This window comes from Polynucleobacter sp. MWH-UH19D, from assembly GCF_040409795.1.
Taxonomy (GTDB): Bacteria; Pseudomonadota; Gammaproteobacteria; order Burkholderiales; family Burkholderiaceae; genus Polynucleobacter.
Map to the genome: position 1 here is coordinate 1257806 of NZ_CP099571.1, position 22759 is coordinate 1280564.

Genomic DNA, 22759 nt, shown 5'->3' on the forward strand with positions numbered 1-22759 from the left:
ACTCTTGAGCAACTTTATCTACCTAGCCTCACAAAGCCCTAGACGCCAAGAACTCTTAAAGCAGATTGGTGTGCGCTACGAAATGCTGCTTCCTCTTGCGGATGAAGATACAGAGAGTATTGAAATCCCATTAAATCAAGAAAAAGCGCGCGATTACGTTAGACGCGTCACTCTAGCAAAAGCTTCGTTTGCACTCGAGCGCTGGAGAAATAGAGGTCTACCCTGGGCGCCCATTCTCTGCGCAGATACCACGGTAAGCCTGCCCAATCATGCTGACGGGGAAATTCTTGGTAAACCAGCTGACGCTAATGATGCTCGCAGAATTTTAAAAATGCTAAGCGGTAAAACTCATGAAGTCTTAACAGCTGTCACTCTCACCTGCAATCCAGAGAGCGCACCTCTCTGCGTAGTTCAAATATCAGAAGTCGAGTTCGCCCCCCTCTCTGCCGAACAGATTGAGTCATATATCGCGAGTAAGGAGCCTTTTGGTAAAGCTGGCGCCTACGGCATTCAAGGTAGCGCTGGTGCATTTATCTCCAGGATCAATGGGAGTTATAGCGGTATCATGGGACTTCCACTTTATGAGACTGCTCAATTACTAGATCAAGCACGAATTACTTTTATATGAATGAAGAAATTCTGATTAATATCACCCCGCAAGAAACGCGCGTTGCACTTATTCAGCAAGGTGCTGTTCAAGAATTGCAAATTGAGCGTACGCGTCAGCGAGGTATTGTTGGCAATATCTATCTGGCAAAGGTTGTCCGAGTGCTGCCCGGCATGCAATCTGCTTTTATCGAAATTGGGCTTGAGCGCACTGCGTTTATGCACGTGGCAGACATTACTCAAAATAATCCACAAGCCCAAATCGAGAAACTATTGTTTGAAGGTCAAACCTTACTAGTTCAAGTTCTTAAAGATCCACTCGGCACCAAGGGTGCACGATTAACTACCCAGTTGAGTATTGCTGGCCGTAATCTCGTTTACTTACCCCCTGCCGGTACCGATGTCGCTACCGAAAAATATATCGGCGTATCTCAGCGCATTGATCAACCAGAAGAACGTGAGGCAATCAAAGCGCGTCTAGCAGGCTTAATGGCCGAAGATGAAAAAGGTGGAATCATTGTCCGCACTAGCGCTCAAGATGCTACTGATACCGAATTACAGCATGATATGCATTACCTAAGAACTACTTGGGAGAGTATTCGTGAAGCGATGAAACAAAAAGCAGCGCCTAGCTTGCTATACCAGGATCTAAGTCTTGCTGAACGTGTACTACGAGATGTTGCGGGTGAAGAAACCACACAAATTCGGGTCGACTCTGCCGAGAACTTCGAAAAGCTCAAGGGTTTTGCCAATCTATATATGCCTAACCTCCTGGGTAAGCTAACCCTACATCGTGGTGAGCGCGCCCTTTTTGATTTATTTGATGTCGATGCCGAAATTAATAAAGCCCTGGGTCGCCGAGTAGATCTCAAATCTGGCGGCTATCTCATGATTGATCAAACAGAATCAATGACTACGATCGATGTCAACACAGGCAGTTATGTAGGCGCTCGTAATCTTGATGACACCGTCTTTAAAACCAATCTAGAGGCTGCGCAAGCGATTGCCCGTCAATTGCGTTTACGTAATCTTGGTGGAATCATCATCATCGACTTTATTGACATGATCAGCAAAGATCATCAAGAAGCCGTTTTAAATGAGCTAAAACGCAATCTTGAACGAGATCATGCACGCACTTCGGTAAGCGACTTTTCCGCCTTAGGATTGGTGGAGATGACGCGTAAACGAACCCGCGAATCACTAGCCCATATCACCTGTGAGCCCTGTCCTACGTGTATTGGTAAGGGTGAGATTAAAACTGCTCAAACTATTTGCTATGAAATTTTGCGAGAAATTGTGCGAGAGCATCGCCAATTTAATCCGCGTGAATTTAGAATTGTCGCCTCACCAGATGTGATTGATCTTTTCCTTGAAGAAGAAAATCAATTCTTAGCGCAGTTAGGTGACTTTATTGGCAAGCCCATCACCTTACAAGCTGAAGGTAGCTTTCGCCAAGAACAATACGATATTGTTCTCAGCTAGTGCGGTAAAGCATTAGATAAAAAATTTAAGCATTCGCAAACTGAATACGATGAAGGTTGGCGTATAGACCATCCTTTTTAATTAGTTCTTCGTGCGAGCCATTTTCTACAATGTGGCCATGCTCAAGCACCACAATGCGATCGGCATGCTCAATGGTAGAGAGTCGATGGGCAATCACTAAAGTTGTTCTACCGGCCATTAAGCGTTCTAGGGCATCTTGCACTTGACGCTCTGACTCTGAGTCCAATGCAGAAGTTGCTTCATCTAATATCAAAATTGGCGCATTTTTATAGATTGCCCTGGCAATCGCTAAACGCTGTCGCTGGCCGCCAGATAAGCGGTTACCGTTATCACCGACCAAGGAGTCAATTCCATCTGGAAGTTCACGAATCATTGCACTTAGATTTGCAGCCTCCAGAGCCTCCATAACGCGCCCACGATCAATACCCTTTTCATTGGTAACACCATAGGCTACGTTTGCCGCAATGGTGTCATTGAACAAAATCACATCTTGACTGACAAATGCCAATTGCTTTCTGACATCGGCAAGTGCAATATTTTCCAGGGGCTGATCGTCCAAATAAATTTGCCCGCTAGTAGGCTTAAAGAATCGTGGCAATAAATTGACTAAGGTTGATTTGCCGCCGCCTGATGGCCCAACGAAAGCAACGATTTCACCTGGCTTGATATTTAAATTAATATTACTTAGAGCATCTTTACGGCCCTGCTCTTGCTGATAAGAAAAACCAACATTCTCAAATCGAATTGCACCTTTGGCCTTTTCCAAGGAATGCATATTAAGGCGGCGCTCTTCTGCTTCTTCAAAAGGTTGATCCATTAAACCAAAAATTATTTCGGCTGCAGTAAGACCGCGTTGTAATGGCTGATTGATATCCGCTAGATGCTTTAAAGGAGAAATCACCAACATCATCGCGGTAATAAAGGCTGCGAAACCACCAACAGTAGTGCCCTCGGTAGCTGACTGCATCAAGGCAATGACCAAAACTATCGATAGGGCCATCGATGCTATTAATTGCGTAATGGGCTGGTTCAAACCTCCGGCAACTGCAGACTTCAGAGCAAATTGACGTAGACGCTCAGCCTTTTGCATAAAGCGATTCATTTCATACTCTTGCGCCCCATGAACCTTGACAATTTTGTAGCCCGCAGCAGACTCTTCTACGATATATGCTAACTCACTGGTTAAATTTTGTTGCTCCCGGTTTAGCGATCGCAAGCGCCGATTAATCTTGCTCATGATGAAAGCAATAACGGGAAAAATAAATAAAACAACAAGAGTTAACTTCCAGTTCAGATAAATTAAATAACCCATTAAACCAATCACAGTTAATGAGTCGCGTACCAAACTAATTAACATGCCGCCCATAATCGACAGCACATTATTTACTTCAAATACAACCGCATTAATTAAACTCGATGCAGAATTTTTCTGGAAAAATGCCGTACTAGCATTTAACAAGGTCTGAAACATCTGTTCACGAAGTTTTAAGAGAACCGCATTAATTACTCGCGTTAGCAAGTAATTTGATAAAAATTGTGCCAAGCTACGAACTAAAGCAAGACCCACTAAAAATACTGGCACCTGCCAAAGCTTGGTATTGAGCTGTCCAGTGAAACCGCGATCCAATAAAGGTTTCATGAGTGCCGGTATGGATGTCTCGGCTGCAGCGACGACTGCCATGGCCAATAAAGAGCCAACAATCAAGCCAATATGCGGCTTCAAATAGGTAATTAAGCGATTTAGTGCGGTACGATCTTGAGCATTCATATAATGAATTATGCCCACCTTATCCGTCATACTCATCACCCGCAACGAAGAAGCCAATTTAGAGGGCTGTCTGGCCTCCCTAGAGGGCATTGCCCAACAGATCGTCGTGGTTGATACCAATAGCGCTGATCGCACCCTTGAAATTGCTCAAAAATACGGTGCAACCATTGCCCAACCCCCTGATTGGCCTGGTTTTGGCCCCCAAAAAAACCGCGCCCTAGACCTAGCTACAGGCGATTGGGTTCTCTCTTTGGATGCGGATGAGCGTCTTACGCCCGCCCTAAGATCGGAAATTTTGACCGCCATCCACCATAGCGCCCATATAGATTGCTTCGCAATCCCTAGACTATCTTGGTATTGCGGACGATTTATGCGTCATTCAGGTTGGGCTCCAGATTATGTCGAGCGCTTATTTAAACGTGGAAGCGCACGATTTTCTGATGATTTAGTGCATGAGAGGCTCATCCCGAATGGCCCAGTCGCCAAACTGGAAAACCCTATGCTGCATTACAGCTTTATGAATTACTCCCAAGTATTGCAAAAGCTGGATCGCTATTCGACTGCCTCTGCTGAACAAGCATTTGCGAAGGGCAAAACCAGTAGCCCCCTAAAGGCAGTTTTGCATGGCATTTGGGCTTTTATCCGCACGTACTTCATTCGCGCAGGATTCTTGGATGGTAGCCAGGGATTTGCCCTGGCCATCTCTAATGGCCAGGGTACCTACTACCGTTATATCAAGCTTTGGCACCTTAACCAGGAAGCCGAAAAATGATTTCGATTTTGCTGGCCACCTACAACTGGCCACAAGCACTCAAGCTTTGCCTCGAATCTTTGGAGACTCAAACCGATCGAGATTTTGAAATCATCATCGCCGATGACGGGTCCACTGAAAGCACCAAGGAAGTCATCAATACATTTAAAGCACAATCAACTATTGCCATCACCCATCTATGGCAAGAAGATCAAGGTTTTCGTAAAACCAAAATTCTGAATCAAGCGATTGAGCATGCCAAAGGGGAGTATTTAGTATTCCTAGATGGCGACTGCATTACTCAACCAGACTTCGTGGCACAACATCGTGCGCTGTCGCAAAAGGGATTCTTAGTAACCGGCAGTCGCGTACTGCTGAATGAGCAATTAACCAAAGAACTCACCGCTTCAGGGAACTGGAGCTACAAACAATTTAGTTCACATCTTCTGCAATATCGCCTCGCTGGTCAAATCAATAAATACTGGCCTCTGAAAATTAAATTAGGCGATGGCCCTTGGCGCAACTACAAGAAATTTGTTTGGCGCCGCATCAAAGGTTGCAATATGGCCTGCTGGAAAGCTGATGCCCAGGCGATTGGTGGTTTTGATGAAACCATGACTGGCTGGGGTCATGAAGATGCTGATTTTGTATTTCGCCTTCAGCACAACCATATCAAACGTAAGTCGGGCTCATGGGCAACAGAAGTACTTCACCTCTTCCACAAAATACACGATCAAAGTAATTCTGCCGAGAATGCTCGTCGAGTTCGTGAAAAAATTCTTGCAAAAGCCCTCTGAAGATAAATGCCATGAAGTCTTTTTCAAACTTCAAACCTAAAAAAATCTTATTCATTGCCACACGGCAAATTGGTGATGTGCTTGTCACCACTCCATTAATTAGCAAAGCCCGAGAACTTTGGCCTGATGCTGAGTTTCATTTTCTAGGTTACAAGGGCAAGATGGATATGCTTAAAGGCAATCCAGACATCGCCCAAACCATCGAGACCTCAGACCGCCCTGGTCTTACAGAATATCTCTCATTATTTAACCAACTCTTTCAGCGCTATGATCTCGCCTTTGTTACCCAACCAAGCGATCGAGCCTACCTATACGGCCTAGTAGCAGCCTTTCGTAGAGTTGGTGTTCTAGGGGGACATCCACAAGGCAAACATAGTCCTTCGGGCGATAAAGCACAGCAACAAAATGCTTGGAAGAAGTTTATTTCCATGCATACGGTTGACGTTGACTACTTCAACCAACACGTCATAACTGAAAAATTACGATTGCTTGAGGCGTTTGTTGATGACCCATCCAAGCTATTTGCAAAACCAATTGATGTCACCCCGCCCATTGGTGAGGCGCTTACCCCTGTCATTGCCAGTCAGTTGACGCAATCTTATATTGTTTTACATCCCGGTCCGCTGACAGCCTATAAACGTTGGCCACTTTTATATTGGCAGACACTTATTACTTACCTAGTACAACGCGGTCTTCAAGTAGTCCTTAGCGCATCTCCCGCAAAGCAAGACTTAGAGCTTAATCACGATATTCTGTCCCTACTCAGTGATGATGTGCGTGCACAGGTTATTGATACTGCAGGAAAGCTCTCTATTCCACAAGCTGGGACCCTACTCCGAAATGCAATCCTGTATATCGGTGTTGATACTTCGATTACCCACTTAGCTGCAGCGTGCAATACCCCAACAATTACCCTATTTGGGGCTACGCCACCTACAAACTTTGGGCCATGGCCCAATGGCTTTATTGGCCAACAACCTTATCAATTACGCGCACGCTCTCAGACCGTTGGCAATATTACGATTTTGCAAGGCCCTGGAGAATGCGTCCCATGTCGCAAGGCGGGTTGCCTAGACCGCGCTGATAGCAATAGCGAATGCCTCGATCTACTAGAACCCAGTCAAATCATTGCCGCCGTAGAAAAAATCATTAATTAAAGTCGCTAGACTTTAGTGATACTGAACCTGAACAGGGTCCTTCTGCTTAATGCCCAATAATTGGTTCAAGCTGTGTAAGCATGCGTCGTCTGGATAAATACGCATCTCTTCTGGAAACTGCACTAAGCAAGCACCACCACTAGTGGTTACTGCAGCTGTGAGCATCAAGCCCTTCACACCATCATTGGCATTAGTAGATGGATTTGAATTTCCTAATTTTGGATCACGCGCACGATTAGACATTAGGTATGGGCCAATCTGATTACGCAACATGCGAACATCAACCGCAGGATCAAGGTTGACATGAACATTACGTGCAAATCGCATGCGTGCTCCGGTAATGTCCATCACCGCCTCAGAAACAATCCGCATACCACCCGAGAACTTATCAGGAGTCACATTTACCTTGGCGATCAATAACTCATCTTCCTTCAGCCAGGATCGATTAGGTTCATAGACTTCGCTGTACAGCGTGATTTCTAGGGCAGTGGTTCCATCATCAATGGTTGCAATCATCATACGACCCCGTTGTCCAGTCAGCATACGGGCAGAAGTAATAATGCCAGCAATTAATTGATCCTTACCTTCAGTAATTTTTGCCAATGGCTGACGAATGAAGTGGGATGTCTCTTCGCGATAGGCATCAAACATATGGCCGGTAAGACAAAGTCCTAGAGCAGTTTTCTCTTCTTGCAGTCGCTTCTTTTCAGACCAAATGGGCTCACGCACTAATTCTGGGAGATGACGATGATCTTCGCCAGCCGCCTCAAACAAACTTACCTGATGAATCGACGCTTCAGCTTGCTCGGCCGCCTCAATCGCCCTTGCTAAAGAGGCCAACAAGGTTGAGCGAATGTCATATAGATTAGCGCCAGGAGGAACCTGATCGCGATACAGGCTATCGAATGCACCAGCGCGCATCAAAGCCTCTATCGCTCTGCGGTTTACTTGCCGACGATCTACGCGAGCACAAAAATCAAACAAGTCCTTGAATGGACCACCCGCTTCACGCGCTTTCACAATTACTTCAATTGCCGCCTCTCCAGTTCCCCTGACCGCCCCTAAACCATAACGAATATGACTAATCGGCGAGTCTGGTGCAGCATCTGGTGCTCGCAGCGGTGTGAACTCATATACCCCGGTATTAATATCAGGTGAGAACACACGAATTTGATTTGCCAAGCAATCGTCATACAAAATCTTCACCTTATCGGTGTCATCCATCGCGAGCGATAAGTTGGCTGCCATAAACTCAGCTGGGTAATACGCTTTTAGCCACGCTGTTTGATAGGCTAGTAATGCGTAAGCAGCGGCGTGAGATTTATTAAAGCCATAGCCCGCAAAACGCTCCATCAAGTCATAAATCTCATTAGCCTTAGATTCAGAGATACCACCTGCTTTTGCACCATCACTAAAGATCTTGCGATGTTGGGCCATTTCCTCTGGTTTTTTCTTACCCATTGCACGACGCAACATATCAGCGCCGCCCAGGGAGTAGCCGCCAATCATCTGAGCCATCTGCATCACCTGCTCTTGATAGACCATGATGCCGTAGGTTTCACGCAAAACCGGCTCAATACGCGGATCTGGATACTCTACTTTTTGACGGCCATGCTTACGCTCAATGAAGTCCGGAATCAAGTCCATTGGGCCAGGACGATACAAAGCCACCAAAGCGATAATGTCCTCAAAGCGGTCAGGCTTAGCTTCACGAAGCATGCCTTGCATGCCGCGACTTTCCAACTGAAATACCGCGACGGTATTTGCTCTTTTTAAAACCTCAAATGCCTTCTCATCATCGAGCGGGATATCGCTAATACTCCAATCCTTGCGATCCGCATGCAATGCTTTAATCCAACGCTCAGCAGCCGCCAAGATGGTAAGTGTAGTTAAGCCCAAGAAATCGAATTTCACCAGACCGATTGCTTCGACGTCATCCTTATCAAACTGACTAATAACAGAACTACTGTCTTGGTCTTTGGTTTCTTGGGTATAGAGCGGGCAGAAATCTGTCAAACGACCTGGTGCAATCAATACACCACCTGCATGCATACCCACGTTACGGGTCATGCCCTCTAATTGCTCTGCAAGAGACAGCAGTTGACGTACCTCATCTTCATTTTTCTCGCGCTCAGCAAGCTGTTTTTCTTCCTTCTTTGCCATGTCAATCGTCATGTATTGACCAGGCTTATTCGGTACTAGCTTTGCAATACCGTCAACAAAGTTATAGCCCTGCTCCAAAACTCGACCAACATCTCGAATCGCCGCGCGTGCTGCCATGGTTCCAAAGGTTGCAATCTGACTCACAGCGTCTTTGCCATACTTATCTTTGACATACTGAATGACGCGATCACGCCCATGCTGACAGAAGTCGATATCAAAGTCAGGCATCGATACCCGCTCAGGATTAAGGAAGCGCTCGAAGAGTAAGTTATAACGAAGCGGATCGAGGTCGGTAATGCCCAATGAGTAAGCCACCAAAGATCCTGCACCTGAACCACGTCCGGGTCCAACTGGTACGCCATTATTTTTTGCCCAGTTAATGAAGTCCGCCACAATCAAGAAGTAGCCAGGGAATCCCATTTGAGAAATGGTCTTTACTTCAAATACAAGTCGCTCTCTATAGCGCGGCATTTCCTTTGCACGTTCCTCGGGATCGGGGAAATTGCGCTCCATATGACGCTCAAGGCCCTGCTCTGATTGCGCCAGTAAATAGTCATCCAAGGTAATGCCCGGTGGCGTTGGAAAATCCGGCAAACGCGGTTGACCCAATACTAGAGATAAATTGCAGCGCTTAGCAATCTCTACGGAATTCGCCAATGCCACCGGCAAATCTGCAAACCGCTTTTCCATCTCCTCTTGTGTCAAAAAATACTGCTCTTCATTAAATTTTTTCTGACGACGAGGGTTACCAAGCAACTCTCCTTCGGCAATACAAACTCGCGCCTCATGAGCAATGAAGTCGCTCTTTTGCATAAACTGCACGGGATGAGTAGCAACCACAGGCAAATCTAGTTGACTTGCCACATGACAAGCTAACTGCAAATGTCTTTCATCTTGAGGATGTCCACCACGTTGCACTTCAATATAAAACGCATCAGGAAATATTTTTTGGAAACGTTTAATTGCTTTTTTAGCCTGATCTTCTTGACCCACTAGCAATGCCGCACCTACTTCACCCATACGCGCACCTGAAAGCGCAATCAATCCATAAGCAAGGGTTCTCCTGGCGTCCTTATCTTCAGCATTTGCAGCGGGCTCATTAAACCAAGACAAATCAATTTCAGCGCGACCACGATTTTGGTTATCTAGAGATGCTCTAGATAAAAGCTGGCATAGATTTAAGTAGCCCGAATGGTTTTGCACCAGCAACAGAAGACGATGTGGCTGATCTGGATCTTGTGGATTACTCACCCACACATCGGCACCCGCAATCGGCTTAATACCCCCAGAACGCGCAGCAGTATAGAAACGGACTAAACCAAACAAATTGCTGAGATCTGTAATAGCCAGAGCGCCCATCTCATCTTGAACTGCGGCAGCCACAGCATCGTCGATGCGCACCGTCCCATCCGTAATGGAAAACTCAGAATGGATGCGAAGATGTACAAAACGGGGTGAAGCCATGAGATGATTTTAGCTGTGTCCAAGCTCAAAAACCCCTCATCCCCAGCCGACGGCTATCGCGGGCGATTTGCCCCTTCGCCAACAGGGCCACTTCATGCTGGATCCCTTGTTGCAGCCCTTGGAAGCTGGTTAGACGCCCGTGCAAATGGGGGTCAATGGCTCCTCAGAATCGAGGATATAGACACCCCTAGATGCGTGCCCGGAGCCGACATTCAGATTCAAGCTCAATTGCGCGCTTGTGGCCTTTTTTGGGATGGGAAGCCTAGCTATCAATCTAGACGACAAGAGCACTATCAAATGGCATTCCAGCGTCTTAATAAGCTCGGCAAACTATATGCATGCTCCTGCTCAAGGCAAACGATTTCAAATGCTTTGTTAGCGGCGGGTATTCATACTCCACGCAACCAAGAGGTGGTTTATCCCGGAACTTGTAGGCCATCTCAGCCAACCCCTTATTCAGATGAGTTATTGGGCGATAGCAAAAAAGCATGGCGCATCGCCCTTCCGGAAAATTGCCAAATTAAATTTGAAGATCTTTCTCTCGGAATGCAAAAGCAAGACCTCAATCAAGCAGTGGGCGATTTTGTTTTACGCCGAAACGATGGGCTATTCACTTATCAACTCGCAGTCGTTGTTGACGATGCACAGCAAGGCATCACTCATATTGTTCGTGGGCAAGACTTGCTCAACAATACTGCGAGGCAAATTTATCTACAAAATCAACTAAATTACCCAACCCCAAGCTACCGCCACCTGCCTTTAGTGCTTGATGAGCACGGCGAGAAGCTAAGCAAACAAACGCTGGCCAGCTCAATCAATACCGAAAATGAGAAAAGTGCGCTTGCAGAGCTTCGCATAGCAGCAAAGCACCTTGGATTACATGGCTTGCCTGATGGGGATACCACTATTGCAGAGTGGTTGTTAGCGGCTGCAAAAGCTTGGAGAATCAATATCGCTAAATATGATTGATGCGCCAATAGAAATCTACGATGCTCGCCAAGAAAATAAAACTTAATGACTTAACTGAATTTGACATTGCTCGACTTCTAGAAAATAAGCGCGCGATGACTGAATATTTAAATCAAGTACTCGCTGATGGTGACGATGCCGAATTAGCCACCGCCTTACGGCACATTACCAGAACAAAAAGTAATGATAAAAATTGTTAGCCAGCTAGAAATAATTCAATCTCTTAAATCTATCGACAGCTTATTTTTTCTTAAAGCCACCAAGCAATGCGCCAACCGCAGGCTTAGCAGGGGTGATGCCTGCTTTTTTCACTTCTGGTAATTGAGCTGTTGGCGCTGAATCGGAATTTATAGATTTTGGTGTGCTACCGGGTTCATAGGGCTTGTAGAAGAATGGGTCTGTGATTTGACCTGGGGTGGATTTCACATCAGGTAAGGGCGCCACTTCTAGTTTGCGCTTCATTAATTTCTCGATGTCATCGAGTAAACGCTTTTCACTATCATCAACTAAGGCAATAGCATCACCTTTGCTTCCTGCGCGGCCTGTTCGCCCAATTCGATGAATAAAATCTTCGGCATTAAATGGCAACTCATGATTAATCACGCATGGCATATCAGGAATATCTAAGCCACGTGCCGCAACGTCAGTTGCCACTAGAGCTTCAATTGCACCTGACTTAAATGCCTCTAGGGTTAAAGTACGCTCTCCCTGACTCTTATCGCCATGGATCGCACCCGCTTTAATGCCATCACGCTCTAAGGCACGCGCTAATTTAGCGCAGCCTAGACGACTATTAGTAAAGATGATGCATTGGCGCGATAAGCCTTGGCGCGTACGATTCTCCAAGACCTTTACGATCGCGCGTTGCTTATCCATTGAAGACACCATATGCACTACTTGCTTCACCGTGTCTGCCGCGGCATTTTGTCTAGCAACCTCTACTGTCACTGGAGACCGCAAATAGCTTTGCGCCAATTTCTTAATCTCGGGCGAAAAGGTTGCCGAGAACAATAAGGTTTGGCGTTGCACTGGAATCAAATTAATGATGCGTTGCAAGTCTGGCAAGAAGCCCATGTCAAGCATGCGATCTGCTTCGTCCAATACCAGCAACTCTACCTGTGAAAGATTGGCCACCTTAGAGCCAATATGATCGAGCAAGCGACCAGGTGTAGCGATCAAGATTTCCACACCATTACGCAGGACTTGCACTTGCTCTTTCATATCAACGCCGCCATAAACCACGGCAGTTCGTAAATCCGTATGCTTGGAATAGCTTGCGGCGTTGTCAGCCACCTGAACTGCTAGTTCACGCGTTGGTGTCAGTACTAATGCCCGAATCGGGTGACGTGCTGGTGAAGCGCTATTACTTGCGTGACGCAAAATCTTTTGAATAATTGGCAATACAAACGCTGCCGTCTTACCAGTACCTGTTTGTGCCGCACCCATCAAATCACTTCCCGCAAGTACATGTGGAATTGATTGCGCTTGAATCGGCGTGGGATTGTTATAACCCTGTTCGGCAACCGCTTTTTGAATCAGCGGATCTAAACCAAAATCAGCAAAAGTGATTGTTGCTGTAGGGCTGGCAGCAGGAGCTGCGCCAGACCCAGAGGAAGAATTGTTATCAGTAGCAGTATTTGTCAAGGTAACTTACAGAATGGCCGCAATGCCGGCCTTAGCAGTCTCAGCATCTTCGGACGATTTAACGCCGGAAACGCCGACTGCGCCGATGGTAAACCCATTTACCTCGATGTTGACCCCACCCTCTAACATGCCGGCAATATGCGGAGCAGATAAGAAAGAAGTACGGCCATTGTTAATAATTTCTTCGTAAACACGGCTTTCACGTTTACCCATTGCAGCTGTACGCGCTTTCTCTTGTGCAATATATGCAGAAACAGGAGCGCAACCATCACGACGAATCAAGCCCAACATATGGCCACCATCATCACAAACCGCAATCGTTACTGCCCAGTTATTCGTAGCAGCGTGCTTGTTAGCAGCATCCAAAATCTTCTGAACATCTGCTTGCGTAAGGTAAGGTTTAGTAGCCAACATGTTGAATCCTTTTTTAAATACGTTTGTCTCGAATATGTTTTAAGGGATAAATACTTCATCAGCACAAGTGCCCAAGTGCTCAAATTATATAGGGTGCAGCAGGACTCGAACCTCCAAGCCCCGCTACACCGCATTCCTAAGCCAGAAGAGTTACTTCAGAAACTCTTGGGCAGCCACTACACCGCTGGCCTTAGGCTTGTAACCCATAGCACCCAGACTCATCTCTACACCGCTCAAAGCCGCCATTAAGCTCAATTCATTACAGTCACCTAAGTGACCAATGCGAAATGCCTTGCCTTTAATCTTGCCAAGGCCCGTACCCAATGAAAGATTAAATTTCTCAAGCGCGTGTTTACGCAATACATCCGCATCCATACCCTCGGGCACAGCAATACAAGTTAATACTGGTGAATAGCAATCTTTATCTTGACACTGAATTTCTAAGCCCCAAGCATTTACTGCTTCACGACAGGCTGCTGCTAAACGTTGATGACGCGCAAAAATATTATCCAAACCTTCAGCCATCATCATGTCCATTGCTTCGTGCAAGCCATACATTAGATTGGTGCTTGGCGTTGTAGGCCAATAACCATTTTTATTGGACTCCAAGATTTCATCCCAAGCCCAGTACGACTTTGGAAAAGTATTGTGCTTGCTGGCATCAATCGCTCTCGGAGATAAAGCATTAAAGCCAATACCAGGAGGCAACATCAAACCCTTTTGTGAACCAGACACCGTCACGTCGGCGCCCCACTTATCATGCTCGTAATCCGCCGAGCCCAAGCCAGACACACTGTCTACCAGCAACAAAGCTGGGTGCTTCAATGAATCAATTGCTTTACGTACTGCTGCAATATTGGAGGTGACGCCAGTAGAAGTTTCGTTATGCACTACGCAAACCGCTTTGATCTCGTGCTGGGTATCTTTACGCAAACGCTCTTCAATCACAGAAGCATCAACACCCCAGCGCCAAGTGTCTTGCCCTGGTTTGCCAACCACCTCAACATCTAAGCCGAGTCGTTTTGCTAAGGCACGCCACAAGTTTGCAAATTGACCGGTCTCATAGAAAAGCACCTTGTCGCCAGGGTTGAGAACGTTTACCAAAGCACCCTCCCATGATCCAGTTCCTGATGCGGAATAAATGATCACGGGTTGCTCAGTTTTAAAAATCTTCTTAATTCCCTCAAGCACCTGCAAACCAAATGCGCCGAATTCTGGACCACGATGGTCGATAGTTTGATAGCTAATTGAACGCAGTACGCGGGAAGGCACAGGGCTTGGGCCAGGAATATGCAAAAAATGGCGTCCTGATGCGTGGTTATCTAGTTTCAGCATAGTTTGTCTCGCTCTTGATTGGTTTTTAGGTAATTGAATGCTGTTGCTAGTGTATGCCAATTTTTGGGAATTTTCCATTTTGTATACAATTTATTTTGATTAAATTACCAAATTTAGCCAAATTTATGCTTTATTATGAGTTATTGACTATTTTGTATACAAATTTAGGATTCCAGAATCATGGCAAAAGAAACGCTGAATTCCCAGAATCTTCACGAAGCCACCTTCCAAAAACTCCGCTCTTTATTAGTGGAAGGCAAGATTGCCCCTGGTAACAAACTCAATGAGCGGGAGTTAGCTGAAAGTCTGAATGTTTCTCGCACCCCGATTCGCGAAGCGATCCGTCGCCTGGCCGCTGATGGTCTGGTGGAGTTGATCGCCAATCGCGGTGCAATTGCCCTACAACTAAGCCTAGAAGATGTTATTCATACCTTTGATGTCATTGCTGATCTAGAAGGATTCTCTGGTGAATTAGCAGCGAATAATATTAGCGATACCAGCCTTTCTGAATTAGAAGCTCTTCAATATGAAATGATGGCCTCTTACGCACGCAGAGATTTATCAAGCTATTACCAACTCAATCTACGAATTCATCACCTCATTAATCAAGCAGCAAATAATCCTGTTCTCTCTCGCTTATTCACTCAAGTCAATGCACGCATTGAAGCACTACGCTTTCGCTCCAACCAAGATGGCGTGAAATGGGAGAAAGCCGTTGAAGAGCATCAAGAGATGCTCGATGCGCTTAAGGCTAGAGACGGCGAGCGCATGCGCAATATCATGATGCGGCACGTTCATAACAAGCGAGATGTCGTTGTGCAATTACTCAAATCAGAAATGCCTACAGAGGCAATTGAGACAATCGAGGCAACCAAATCATGAACAAACCCCTTTCTAAAGAGCTCGTGATGGATACGACTATGCTAGCAAAACGCCTACGTCAAGAAACATCTGGCGAAGTAATGACGGATATGGCAAGTCGTGGACGCTATGCAACTGATGCCTCGATTTACCAAGCTATGCCAGTCGCTGTCTTTATTCCTAAGACGGCTGAAGATATTGCTAGCGCTATTCAGATTGCAGCAGATTTAAAAGTACCTGTACTACCCCGTGGTGGTGGCACTAGCCAGTGCGGCCAAACCACTGGTGCAGCTTTAGTCATCGACAACACAAAATACTTTCGCAATATTCTCGACCTTAATGTAGATAAGGGTTACGTAGAAGTTGAACCTGGAATGGTGCTTGATCACCTCAATGGTTCACTAAAGCAGCATGGTCTTTGGTATCCAGTGGATGTTTCTACTGCTGCGCAAGCAACCATTGGCGGCATGGCGGGCAACAACTCCTGCGGCAGCCGCTCCATCGCCTACGGCAATATGGTGCATAACGTATTAGGCATCGATGCATGGCTGGCAGATGGAAAGGTTGCGCAATTTGGCAACTATGCCAATAGCTCTGGTGCTGCCAAACAGCTGGGGGATTTTGTTAAGGGCTTAGCTTACACCCTACAACCTGAAATCGAAGCGCACTTTCCAAAAGTGCTAAGACGTGTTGCTGGTTACAACTTAGATATATTCCATCCACAAAGTGAGCTTCCCTACACTCAAGATGGCAGCGTCAATTTAGCGCATCTCTTAGTAGGCAGCGAAGGCACGCTAGCCTATTTCAAATCCTTGAAGCTTCAACTGGCTCCTTTAGCTAAACATAAAGTACTCGGTATTGTGAACTTTGCTAGCTTTTACAAGGCAATGGATAGTGCGCAGCATATTGTGAAGCTCGGCCCAACCGCAGTCGAGCTCGTCGATCGCACCATGATTGATCTAGCACGTAGCAACCCTAGCTTTAAGAAGACCATTGAGACTTCACTGATTGATCCTTCTGCACAAACACCCGAAGCTATTCTTCTTGTAGAGTTTTCTGGCGAATCGCACGCACCATTACTCGAAAAACTTAGAGCCCTTCAAGAGCTGATGGGTGACTTAGGTTTACCAGGCTCCGTGGTCGCAATGCCTGATACAGGTTTGCAAAAGAATTTGTGGGAAGTGCGCAAAGCTGGTCTTAATATCATGATGAGCCTAAAAGGTGATGGCAAGCCTGTCAGCTTTATTGAAGACTGCGCAGTACCTCTTGAAAGTTTGGCGGAATATACGCAGGCCTTAACTGATGTGTTCTCCAAATATGGGTCACGTGGCACCTGGTATGCCCATGCCTCTGTTGGTACTTTGCATGTCCGCCCCATTTTGGATATGCGTCGTGATGGCGCGCAGAAAATGCGCGCGATTGCCGAGGAAGCATCTGCCCTGGTACGCAAATACAAAGGCGCCTATAGCGGTGAACATGGAGATGGCCTATGTCGTGGCGAATGGATCTCTTGGCAATTTGGCCCCAGGATTACTGAAGCACTTGCACAAATTAAACAGGCGTTTGATCCAAATGGTTTATTTAATCCTGGCAAGATCATTAATCCACCCAAGATGGATGATGCGAGTAACTTTCGTTTTCCTCCAAGCTACAAGGTCATTCCCCTACAACCCGCTTTAGATTGGTCCGCTTGGAATGTACAAAATAATCCCGTTACAGAAGAGACCACTGCGCCAGGCACCGGAGGCGATCCCGCTCAAGGCTTAGCCAAAGCAGTTGAAATGTGCAATAACAATGGCCACTGCCGCAAGTTTGATGCAGATATGATGTGCCCAAGCTACCGCGTTACTCGTGATGAGAAACATCTAACACGTGGTAGAGCAAATACCCTGCGCTTAGCCCTCTCCAATCAACTGGATATTCATGATGAGTCATCTCCATTAGGTAGCGATGCCATTAAAGAAGTGATGGATCTTTGTGTGAGCTGCAAAGCATGTCGACGCGAGTGTCCCACTGGTGTTGATATGGCGAAGATGAAAATCGAGTTTTTAGCTGCTTACAAAAAAAGGGTTGGTCACTCCTTACGAGATTTGGCAGTAGCTTATTTACCCAAATATGCAGCCACAATTAGCAGTATTCCACTACTCCCAGCGCTGCTCAACCTACGTAATCACATCAAACCTATCGCCAAATTACAAGAATGGGTCATGGGCATCTCCGCACAGCGCAGCCTGCCCATTTGGAAGAGCAATACTTTTTGGAATCAGAAGAAAGCATCTAGTTACCAATCCAGCCCGTCTCAATTGCTTGGCGCAGATGGCAAAGGTGTTGTTCTGCTCGCTGATACTTTTAATGCCTACTTCGAGGATGAAAATCTTCAATCAGCCATCAAAGTACTTGAGGCAGCTGGCTATCGAGTACACATCCCCCATAAGAGCAAAGACAAGAACGAAAGCAAGATAAATCTCTCCACTAAAAATTCCTGCTCTAGAGAATTTTGTTGCGGCAGAACATATTTGGCAGCAGGTATGGTTGACGAAGCAAAAGCAACTTTGGGTGAACTCATTAATCACTTAGCACCGTACGCTGAGATGGGTATTCCAATTATTGGTTTAGAACCCTCTTGTCTTTTCACCTTAAGAGATGAAGCGCTCGTCATGGGGCTTGGCGAATCCGCAATAGCGGTATCCAAACAAGCCCAACTACTAGAGGAATTTTTAGCCAAGGAAGCTAAATCTGGAAAGTTAATACTCAAGCTCAAGCCAGCAACTCAGGAAGTACTATTTCATGGTCACTGCCATCAAAAATCCTTTGCAGCAGTCACGCCCGCACTGGAGTTGCTGAAATTGATTCCCAATGCGCAGCCTAAGCTAATTGAGTCATCGTGTTGCGGTATGGCGGGTAGCTTTGGTTATGAAGCGAAGCACATTGAAGTATCTAAACAAATGGCTGAAGCCAGTCTATTGCCAAGTATTCGTAAATCACCAGATAGCTGGGTAGTTGCTGATGGTACCAGCTGTCGCCATCAAATTGCCGATGGCACGAAACGCGAAGCAGTCCATATCGCCAAAATATTAGCAGCGCATCTTCAATAAAAATAGAGTAAAAATGTTTTAGCGAATGACGCCGTAACCTACCATGAGCAAGGTTCCAGTCAACAAGGCTGGAACTAAACGCTTGGTAGGTTTAGATACCATCACACCAATACTGAGCGCGCAAATGAGTATACGTATCCACAAGGGGACGGTTGACATTAATCCCAATGGCATCACAATCAATCGAATTGTTAAAGCCGCAACCATCGCATAAGTCACGGCAGAGAGCCAACGAAAGATCTCGCTATCTTGATTAATGCTATTAGAGAGCAAGACGCCAATCGCTCTACAAAAATAAGTGCCAAGGCAAGCGCCAACTAAGGCAATCCACAAACCCCATCCTGAGAGTGCATCAGCCATGTTATGAATCACATTCATTAACCAATCACCCCTGCTCTTTTGCGCAAGAACTTGCGATCAATAACATAAGCCAAGGTGCCACCAATGACGCCAGCAGTTAATAAGCTGGTATCGCGATCCACAATAAAAAAGATTGGGCCAAAGATACAACCCATCAAAATGGCGATGCGATTAATCCAGGGCTTTACTTCAGTAAAGGTTAGCAAGAAAAACAATGGGTTAATAAATACCAAACCCAAGGTGACTGCAGGTGGAACCATTCCTGCCAGATAAAACCCCAAAATGGTTCCCGGAATCGAAATCAGCCAACACAATAATCCCAAGCCCACAAAATAACTCAAGCGATGTTTGACTTCAATCGAATGAAACTCTTTCATAGAGATCGCCCATGCTGTCATCGCCAATAAATGCACTGAGGCATATAAATTTCGGTTGCGATCTTTTTGATGAAACTGCGGAAATAGTGTCACCGTCATCGTGACAAATCGGGTTGAGGTTAAGGTGACTGCCAAGGCAATTGCTAAAACAGATGAGCCTGTAATAGCCATTTCTAAGAGTACTACCTGACCTGGCAAGGCAAACATAAAGAAGGTTGTGAAGCTTGTAAACCAAACATCAAAACCATTGGTCTTACCCATAGCACCAAAGCCCACCATACCAGCAAATAGAACCATGGCTGGCGCCCCTGCCGCATCACGAATGCCCGACCAAAACGCATCGCTCCGATTTTGGAAGCGCTGCGCTACTAAAGTTTCGTTTGAGGACATGGTGTCATTGTAGAAGCCAAGCTCAATCTTTGCTAACTGTGCTTGTATTGTCTGAAAGGGCCCAGTCTATATGCTCTGCTACCAAAGGGTCTGCAGAAGCGATTGCATTCTCTAAAGCATGACGAATCAGCTGCTTGTCTTCAGTGCTGATCTTGGGACTAGCCAAAGCATTACCCAATCCAACAGCTAAATTGCGGCGCCATCGAGCATACCCAATGCGCCGAATCGCACTTCCTTCATGACGCTGATTGAATTCAGATTCCGTCCAAGACCAGAGCTGCAACAAAGTAGCTTGCCCCAAGCCATGACGCTGAGCAAAATCAGGAAGGCTGGATCGCTTAGCAAATTTATTCCATGGACAAATTAACTGGCAATCATCACAGCCATAGACGCGGTTACCAATCGCCCTGCGAAATTCAAGCGGAATAGTTTCTGGATTTTCGATTGTTAAATAGGAAATGCAGCGTCTTGCATCTAGTTCATAAGGTGCAGTAATCGCTCCAGTCGGGCAAATATCAATACAAGACTGGCAGGTTCCGCAATGCGCCTCTTGTGGCTCATCCACTGGTAGCGGTATATCCACCAAGATCTCTCCCAAGAAAAAAGTAGATCCTGATTCTCGGTTGAGCAATAGCGTATGTTTTCCACGCCAACCAAGCCCTGCTTTACGCGCTAATTCCACCTCCATCAGTGGCGCTGAATCCGTAAACACACGATATCCAAAACGACCAATTTTTTCCTCAATCGCTTTAGCAAACTCTTGCAAACGAGTGCGCAAGACTTTGTGATAATCGCGGCCTCGCGCATATAAAGAGATTGAGGCTTTCGTTGGATTCTCCAAGCCCTGCAATTCACTATCAAAGTCAACATCTAGCGATAAGTAATTCATGGAGACGCAAATGACTCTCAGAACACCTGGCACTAATAATGCAGGGTTTGATCTTAACTCTGCATGGCGCTCCATATAGTCCATATGACCATGACGCCCTGCTGCTAACCATTCTTGGAGCTTTTGACTCGCATCACCCAATGCGGTATCGGTAATGCGCAAATCATCAAAGCCCAACTCCACTGCCTTGGCTCCAAGCCATGCACGCAGCGTTGCTGCATCTAGGCCTGTAGCTTTGTCAGAAGAATGGGTTGATAAAGGCATATAAATGAAGAATGAAGCCGAATAATTGAAATAAACTAACGCAATGGCCAAAACACCAGAACCACTGGATACCATCACACAATATTGTAGGCAAGAAGCAGATACCGCTCAGCTCGCTCAGCGATTTGCTACCGGCATTTCCAGGGAGATCCAGCAAAACCCGAGCAACCACCTTAATATCGCACTCATTGGCAATTTAGGAGCAGGGAAAACTACCTTGGCTAGATATCTTATTCAAGACCTGGGTCATACGGGCAAAGTAAAAAGCCCCACCTACACTCTATGTGAGCCGTATTCATTGCAAGCCAACCAGATTCACTACACTGCGTATCATTTTGATCTTTATCGTATGCGCGATCCATTAGAGTGGCAAGAGTCAGGATTTGCAGAGTATTTTGATGCGCCTGGTTTTTGCTTGATTGAATGGCCAGATAAAGCAGAGGGAACATTGCCACCATTTGACATTCAGATTGAACTTGAATCTGGAAATGATGAGGCCGAACGCACTATTAAAATCAGCGCTTTCTCTGATCGCGGTCTAGTCGTCCTCAATAGCATTAATTGATCGACCCATGAGCCAGTCAATTCACCCCAAACAATCAGAAATGCAGGCGAGCCAATCTAGAAGACGGCACCTCAAGTCCTTAACGAAAGCGCTGGGCTTTGCTCTGCTCTTGGGTGAATTAGATCTGGCTTGGGGGGCAAAAATTTTAGGGGTGCGTGTTTGGCCATCTGAAGACTACACTCGGATTACTCTTGAGTCAGACACATCACTCCCCATCACACAGCAGATACTTACCAATCCCGACCGCTTAGTGGTTGATGTTCAAGGATTAGAACTCAACCCCACCCTGAAAGATTTGGTTGCCAAAGTCAAACCAAACGATCCTTACGTCTCGCAAATTCGAGTTGGTCAATTTCAACCTGGTGTAGTGCGTTTAGTGTTTGACTTAAAAGAGCCAATCAAACCACAACTCTTCACCCTTGATCCTATTGGAGAATACAACTATCGAATGGTGTTTGACTTATATCCAAGCACCCCGCTAGACCCACTCATGGAGTTGGTGAAAAATAGCACCCGCAAAGAAAATGCATTAGCTAAATCCAATGAAGAAGTAGATTTGATTGCACAATTTGCAACCAAAAAAGATAAGGAAATTGCGAAAGGGCCATCTAGTCCAACTGTCCAAGCTATTCCTGAATCTAAAGAAGCGCCGGCTTCAGCTAAATATAAGCGTCTCATAACAATTGCTATTGATCCTGGTCATGGCGGCGAGGACCCAGGCGCCATTGGCTCTCTAGGCTCCAAAGAAAAGCATGTTGTTTTATCGATTGCTAAGCGACTGAGAGATAAAATTGAAAACGAATCTTACATGCGCCCATTCTTAACCAGGGATGGTGACTACTTTGTACCGCTACACACCCGAGTGCAAAAAGCCAGAAGAGTAGAAGCTGATTTGTTTGTATCTATTCATGCGGATGCATTTATCCAACCCCATGCAAAAGGGGCTTCCGTATTTGCCTTATCTCAAATGGGTGCCAGTAGCACCATGGCCCGATGGATGGCCAATAAGGAAAATGCTTCCGATCTCATAGGGGGCATCAATATCAAGACCCAAGATCGGCAGGTAGCTAACTTACTACTAGATATGTCCACAACTGCACAAATTAAAGATTCGCTACAAGTAGGTAATTCGGTTTTAAAACAGATTGGTGGGTTTGCCCCCTTACATAAAGGAAAGGTGGAGCAAGCCGGATTTGCAGTTCTCAAAGCCCCTGACGTTCCATCCATCCTGGTTGAGACTGCTTTTATTAGCAACCCTCAGGAAGAATCTAAATTAAACGATGATGGCTACCAAGACCGGATTGCGGATGCCATTTTGAGGGGAATTAAGGATTATTTTGCAAAGAATCCGCCCGTCGCAAGACGGGGAAATGCATAGCGGTCTTGT

19 protein-coding genes are annotated in these 22759 nt (G+C 46.0%); 11 read left to right on the forward strand and 8 right to left on the reverse strand.

Going from position 1 to position 22759, the window contains the following annotated elements; genetic code table 11:
• The first annotated feature begins 4 nt into the window (after positions 1-4).
• Both NHB34_RS06350 and rng read left to right on the forward strand, forming a co-directional pair.
• Positions 5-628, forward strand: coding sequence for a Maf family protein (locus NHB34_RS06350; protein WP_353426804.1), 624 nt, complete (start codon positions 5-7; stop codon positions 626-628).
• Entirely contained in the window at positions 625-2088 is a 1464-nt protein-coding gene (gene rng / locus NHB34_RS06355; protein WP_353426805.1) for a ribonuclease G, read from the forward strand. The genes NHB34_RS06350 and rng overlap by 4 nt, the downstream gene beginning before the upstream one ends.
• Before the next feature lie 25 nt (positions 2089-2113).
• On the opposite strand, the gene msbA is transcribed toward rng, so the two are convergent.
• Positions 2114-3877 carry a lipid A export permease/ATP-binding protein MsbA gene (msbA, locus tag NHB34_RS06360; protein ID WP_353426806.1) on the reverse strand — a complete coding sequence of 588 codons (1764 nt, stop codon included), beginning with the start codon at positions 3875-3877 and terminating at the stop codon, positions 2114-2116.
• A gap of 10 nt (positions 3878-3887) precedes the next feature.
• Here msbA and NHB34_RS06365 point away from each other — a divergent pair, with 10 nt between their 5' ends.
• The 3 genes from NHB34_RS06365 to NHB34_RS06375 are packed head-to-tail and all read left to right on the forward strand — an operon-like array spanning position 3888 to position 6582.
• Entirely contained in the window at positions 3888-4649 is a 762-nt protein-coding gene (locus tag NHB34_RS06365; protein WP_353426807.1) for a glycosyltransferase family 2 protein, read from the forward strand.
• A complete protein-coding gene (locus NHB34_RS06370) occupies positions 4646-5425 on the forward strand; it encodes a glycosyltransferase family 2 protein (RefSeq protein WP_353426808.1) in 780 nt (259 codons plus the stop codon). The genes NHB34_RS06365 and NHB34_RS06370 overlap by 4 nt, the downstream gene beginning before the upstream one ends.
• A gap of 11 nt (positions 5426-5436) precedes the next feature.
• The gene (locus tag NHB34_RS06375) at positions 5437-6582 is read left to right on the forward strand and encodes a glycosyltransferase family 9 protein (RefSeq protein ID WP_353426809.1); all 1146 of its coding nucleotides are present in this window, start codon (positions 5437-5439) and stop codon (positions 6580-6582) included.
• Positions 6583-6594: 12 nt separating this feature from the next.
• Here the strand turns inward: NHB34_RS06375 and dnaE are convergent, their stop codons facing one another.
• On the reverse strand, positions 6595-10209 hold the full coding sequence (gene dnaE / locus NHB34_RS06380) for a DNA polymerase III subunit alpha (protein ID WP_353426810.1): 3615 nt from the start codon (positions 10207-10209) through the stop codon (positions 6595-6597).
• Between the two features lie 3 nt (positions 10210-10212).
• Here dnaE and gluQRS point away from each other — a divergent pair, with 3 nt between their 5' ends.
• Positions 10213-11178 carry a tRNA glutamyl-Q(34) synthetase GluQRS gene (gluQRS, locus tag NHB34_RS06385; RefSeq protein WP_353426811.1) on the forward strand — a complete coding sequence of 322 codons (966 nt, stop codon included), beginning with the start codon at positions 10213-10215 and terminating at the stop codon, positions 11176-11178.
• A 20-nt stretch (positions 11179-11198) separates the two neighbouring features.
• Positions 11199-11378 carry a hypothetical protein gene (locus tag NHB34_RS06390; RefSeq protein WP_353426812.1) on the forward strand — a complete coding sequence of 60 codons (180 nt, stop codon included), beginning with the start codon at positions 11199-11201 and terminating at the stop codon, positions 11376-11378.
• Between the two features lie 40 nt (positions 11379-11418).
• On the opposite strand, the gene NHB34_RS06395 is transcribed toward NHB34_RS06390, so the two are convergent.
• From NHB34_RS06395 to NHB34_RS06405, 3 genes are all read right to left on the reverse strand, one after another.
• Positions 11419-12822 (reverse strand): DEAD/DEAH box helicase, encoded by a 1404-nt coding sequence (locus NHB34_RS06395; RefSeq protein ID WP_353426813.1) that lies wholly within the window; start codon positions 12820-12822, stop codon positions 11419-11421.
• A 6-nt stretch (positions 12823-12828) separates the two neighbouring features.
• On the reverse strand, positions 12829-13233 hold the full coding sequence (locus NHB34_RS06400; protein WP_353428561.1) for a heme-binding protein: 405 nt from the start codon (positions 13231-13233) through the stop codon (positions 12829-12831).
• Positions 13234-13386: 153 nt separating this feature from the next.
• Complete coding sequence (locus tag NHB34_RS06405) at positions 13387-14571, reverse strand: aminotransferase class V-fold PLP-dependent enzyme (protein WP_353428562.1); 1185 nt, start codon at positions 14569-14571, stop codon at positions 13387-13389.
• A 180-nt stretch (positions 14572-14751) separates the two neighbouring features.
• Between NHB34_RS06405 and NHB34_RS06410 the strand changes: the two genes are divergently transcribed.
• Entirely contained in the window at positions 14752-15453 is a 702-nt protein-coding gene (locus NHB34_RS06410; RefSeq protein ID WP_353426814.1) for a GntR family transcriptional regulator, read from the forward strand.
• Positions 15450-18527 (forward strand): FAD-linked oxidase C-terminal domain-containing protein, encoded by a 3078-nt coding sequence (locus NHB34_RS06415; protein ID WP_353426815.1) that lies wholly within the window; start codon positions 15450-15452, stop codon positions 18525-18527. Before NHB34_RS06410 ends, NHB34_RS06415 begins: the two co-directional genes overlap by 4 nt.
• A gap of 18 nt (positions 18528-18545) precedes the next feature.
• Here the strand turns inward: NHB34_RS06415 and NHB34_RS06420 are convergent, their stop codons facing one another.
• From NHB34_RS06420 to queG, 3 genes are read right to left on the reverse strand one after another with little or no spacing between them, the layout of a single operon-like run.
• A complete protein-coding gene (locus tag NHB34_RS06420) occupies positions 18546-18905 on the reverse strand; it encodes an AzlD domain-containing protein (RefSeq protein WP_353426816.1) in 360 nt (119 codons plus the stop codon).
• Entirely contained in the window at positions 18905-19654 is a 750-nt protein-coding gene (locus NHB34_RS06425; RefSeq protein WP_353426817.1) for an AzlC family ABC transporter permease, read from the reverse strand. Before NHB34_RS06425 ends, NHB34_RS06420 begins: the two co-directional genes overlap by 1 nt.
• Positions 19655-19676: 22 nt before the next feature.
• Positions 19677-20807 carry a tRNA epoxyqueuosine(34) reductase QueG gene (gene queG, locus NHB34_RS06430; RefSeq protein WP_353426818.1) on the reverse strand — a complete coding sequence of 377 codons (1131 nt, stop codon included), beginning with the start codon at positions 20805-20807 and terminating at the stop codon, positions 19677-19679.
• Between the two features lie 43 nt (positions 20808-20850).
• On the opposite strand from queG, the gene tsaE reads away from it, so the two are divergent.
• Both tsaE and NHB34_RS06440 read left to right on the forward strand, forming a co-directional pair.
• Positions 20851-21372, forward strand: a complete 522-nt coding sequence (gene tsaE, locus NHB34_RS06435; protein WP_353426819.1) for a tRNA (adenosine(37)-N6)-threonylcarbamoyltransferase complex ATPase subunit type 1 TsaE — start codon at positions 20851-20853, stop codon at positions 21370-21372.
• A gap of 7 nt (positions 21373-21379) precedes the next feature.
• Positions 21380-22750: an N-acetylmuramoyl-L-alanine amidase gene (locus NHB34_RS06440; protein ID WP_353426820.1), complete on the forward strand. Its 1371-nt coding sequence runs from the start codon at positions 21380-21382 to the stop codon at positions 22748-22750.
• Positions 22751-22759: the final 9 nt, after the last annotated feature.

Bases quoted from the DNA above. Each gene is read 5' to 3' on its own strand.
- tsaE (WP_353426819.1), top strand. From the start codon at position 20,851: ATGGCCAAAACACCAGAACCACTGGATACCATCACACAATATTGTAGG.
- NHB34_RS06425 (WP_353426817.1), bottom strand. From the start codon at position 19,654: ATGTCCTCAAACGAAACTTTAGTAGCGCAGCGCTTCCAAAATCGGAGC.
- NHB34_RS06370 (WP_353426808.1), top strand. From the start codon at position 4,646: ATGATTTCGATTTTGCTGGCCACCTACAACTGGCCACAAGCACTCAAG.
- rng (WP_353426805.1), top strand. From the start codon at position 625: ATGAATGAAGAAATTCTGATTAATATCACCCCGCAAGAAACGCGCGTT.
- NHB34_RS06375 (WP_353426809.1), top strand. From the start codon at position 5,437: ATGAAGTCTTTTTCAAACTTCAAACCTAAAAAAATCTTATTCATTGCC.
- dnaE (WP_353426810.1), bottom strand. From the start codon at position 10,209: ATGGCTTCACCCCGTTTTGTACATCTTCGCATCCATTCTGAGTTTTCC.
- NHB34_RS06420 (WP_353426816.1), bottom strand. From the start codon at position 18,905: ATGAATGTGATTCATAACATGGCTGATGCACTCTCAGGATGGGGTTTG.
- NHB34_RS06415 (WP_353426815.1), top strand. From the start codon at position 15,450: ATGAACAAACCCCTTTCTAAAGAGCTCGTGATGGATACGACTATGCTA.
- msbA (WP_353426806.1), bottom strand. From the start codon at position 3,877: ATGAATGCTCAAGATCGTACCGCACTAAATCGCTTAATTACCTATTTG.
- NHB34_RS06410 (WP_353426814.1), top strand. From the start codon at position 14,752: ATGGCAAAAGAAACGCTGAATTCCCAGAATCTTCACGAAGCCACCTTC.
- NHB34_RS06440 (WP_353426820.1), top strand. From the start codon at position 21,380: ATGAGCCAGTCAATTCACCCCAAACAATCAGAAATGCAGGCGAGCCAA.
- NHB34_RS06390 (WP_353426812.1), top strand. From the start codon at position 11,199: ATGCTCGCCAAGAAAATAAAACTTAATGACTTAACTGAATTTGACATT.
- gluQRS (WP_353426811.1), top strand. From the start codon at position 10,213: ATGATTTTAGCTGTGTCCAAGCTCAAAAACCCCTCATCCCCAGCCGAC.
- NHB34_RS06365 (WP_353426807.1), top strand. From the start codon at position 3,888: ATGCCCACCTTATCCGTCATACTCATCACCCGCAACGAAGAAGCCAAT.
- NHB34_RS06405 (WP_353428562.1), bottom strand. From the start codon at position 14,571: ATGCTGAAACTAGATAACCACGCATCAGGACGCCATTTTTTGCATATT.
- queG (WP_353426818.1), bottom strand. From the start codon at position 20,807: ATGCCTTTATCAACCCATTCTTCTGACAAAGCTACAGGCCTAGATGCA.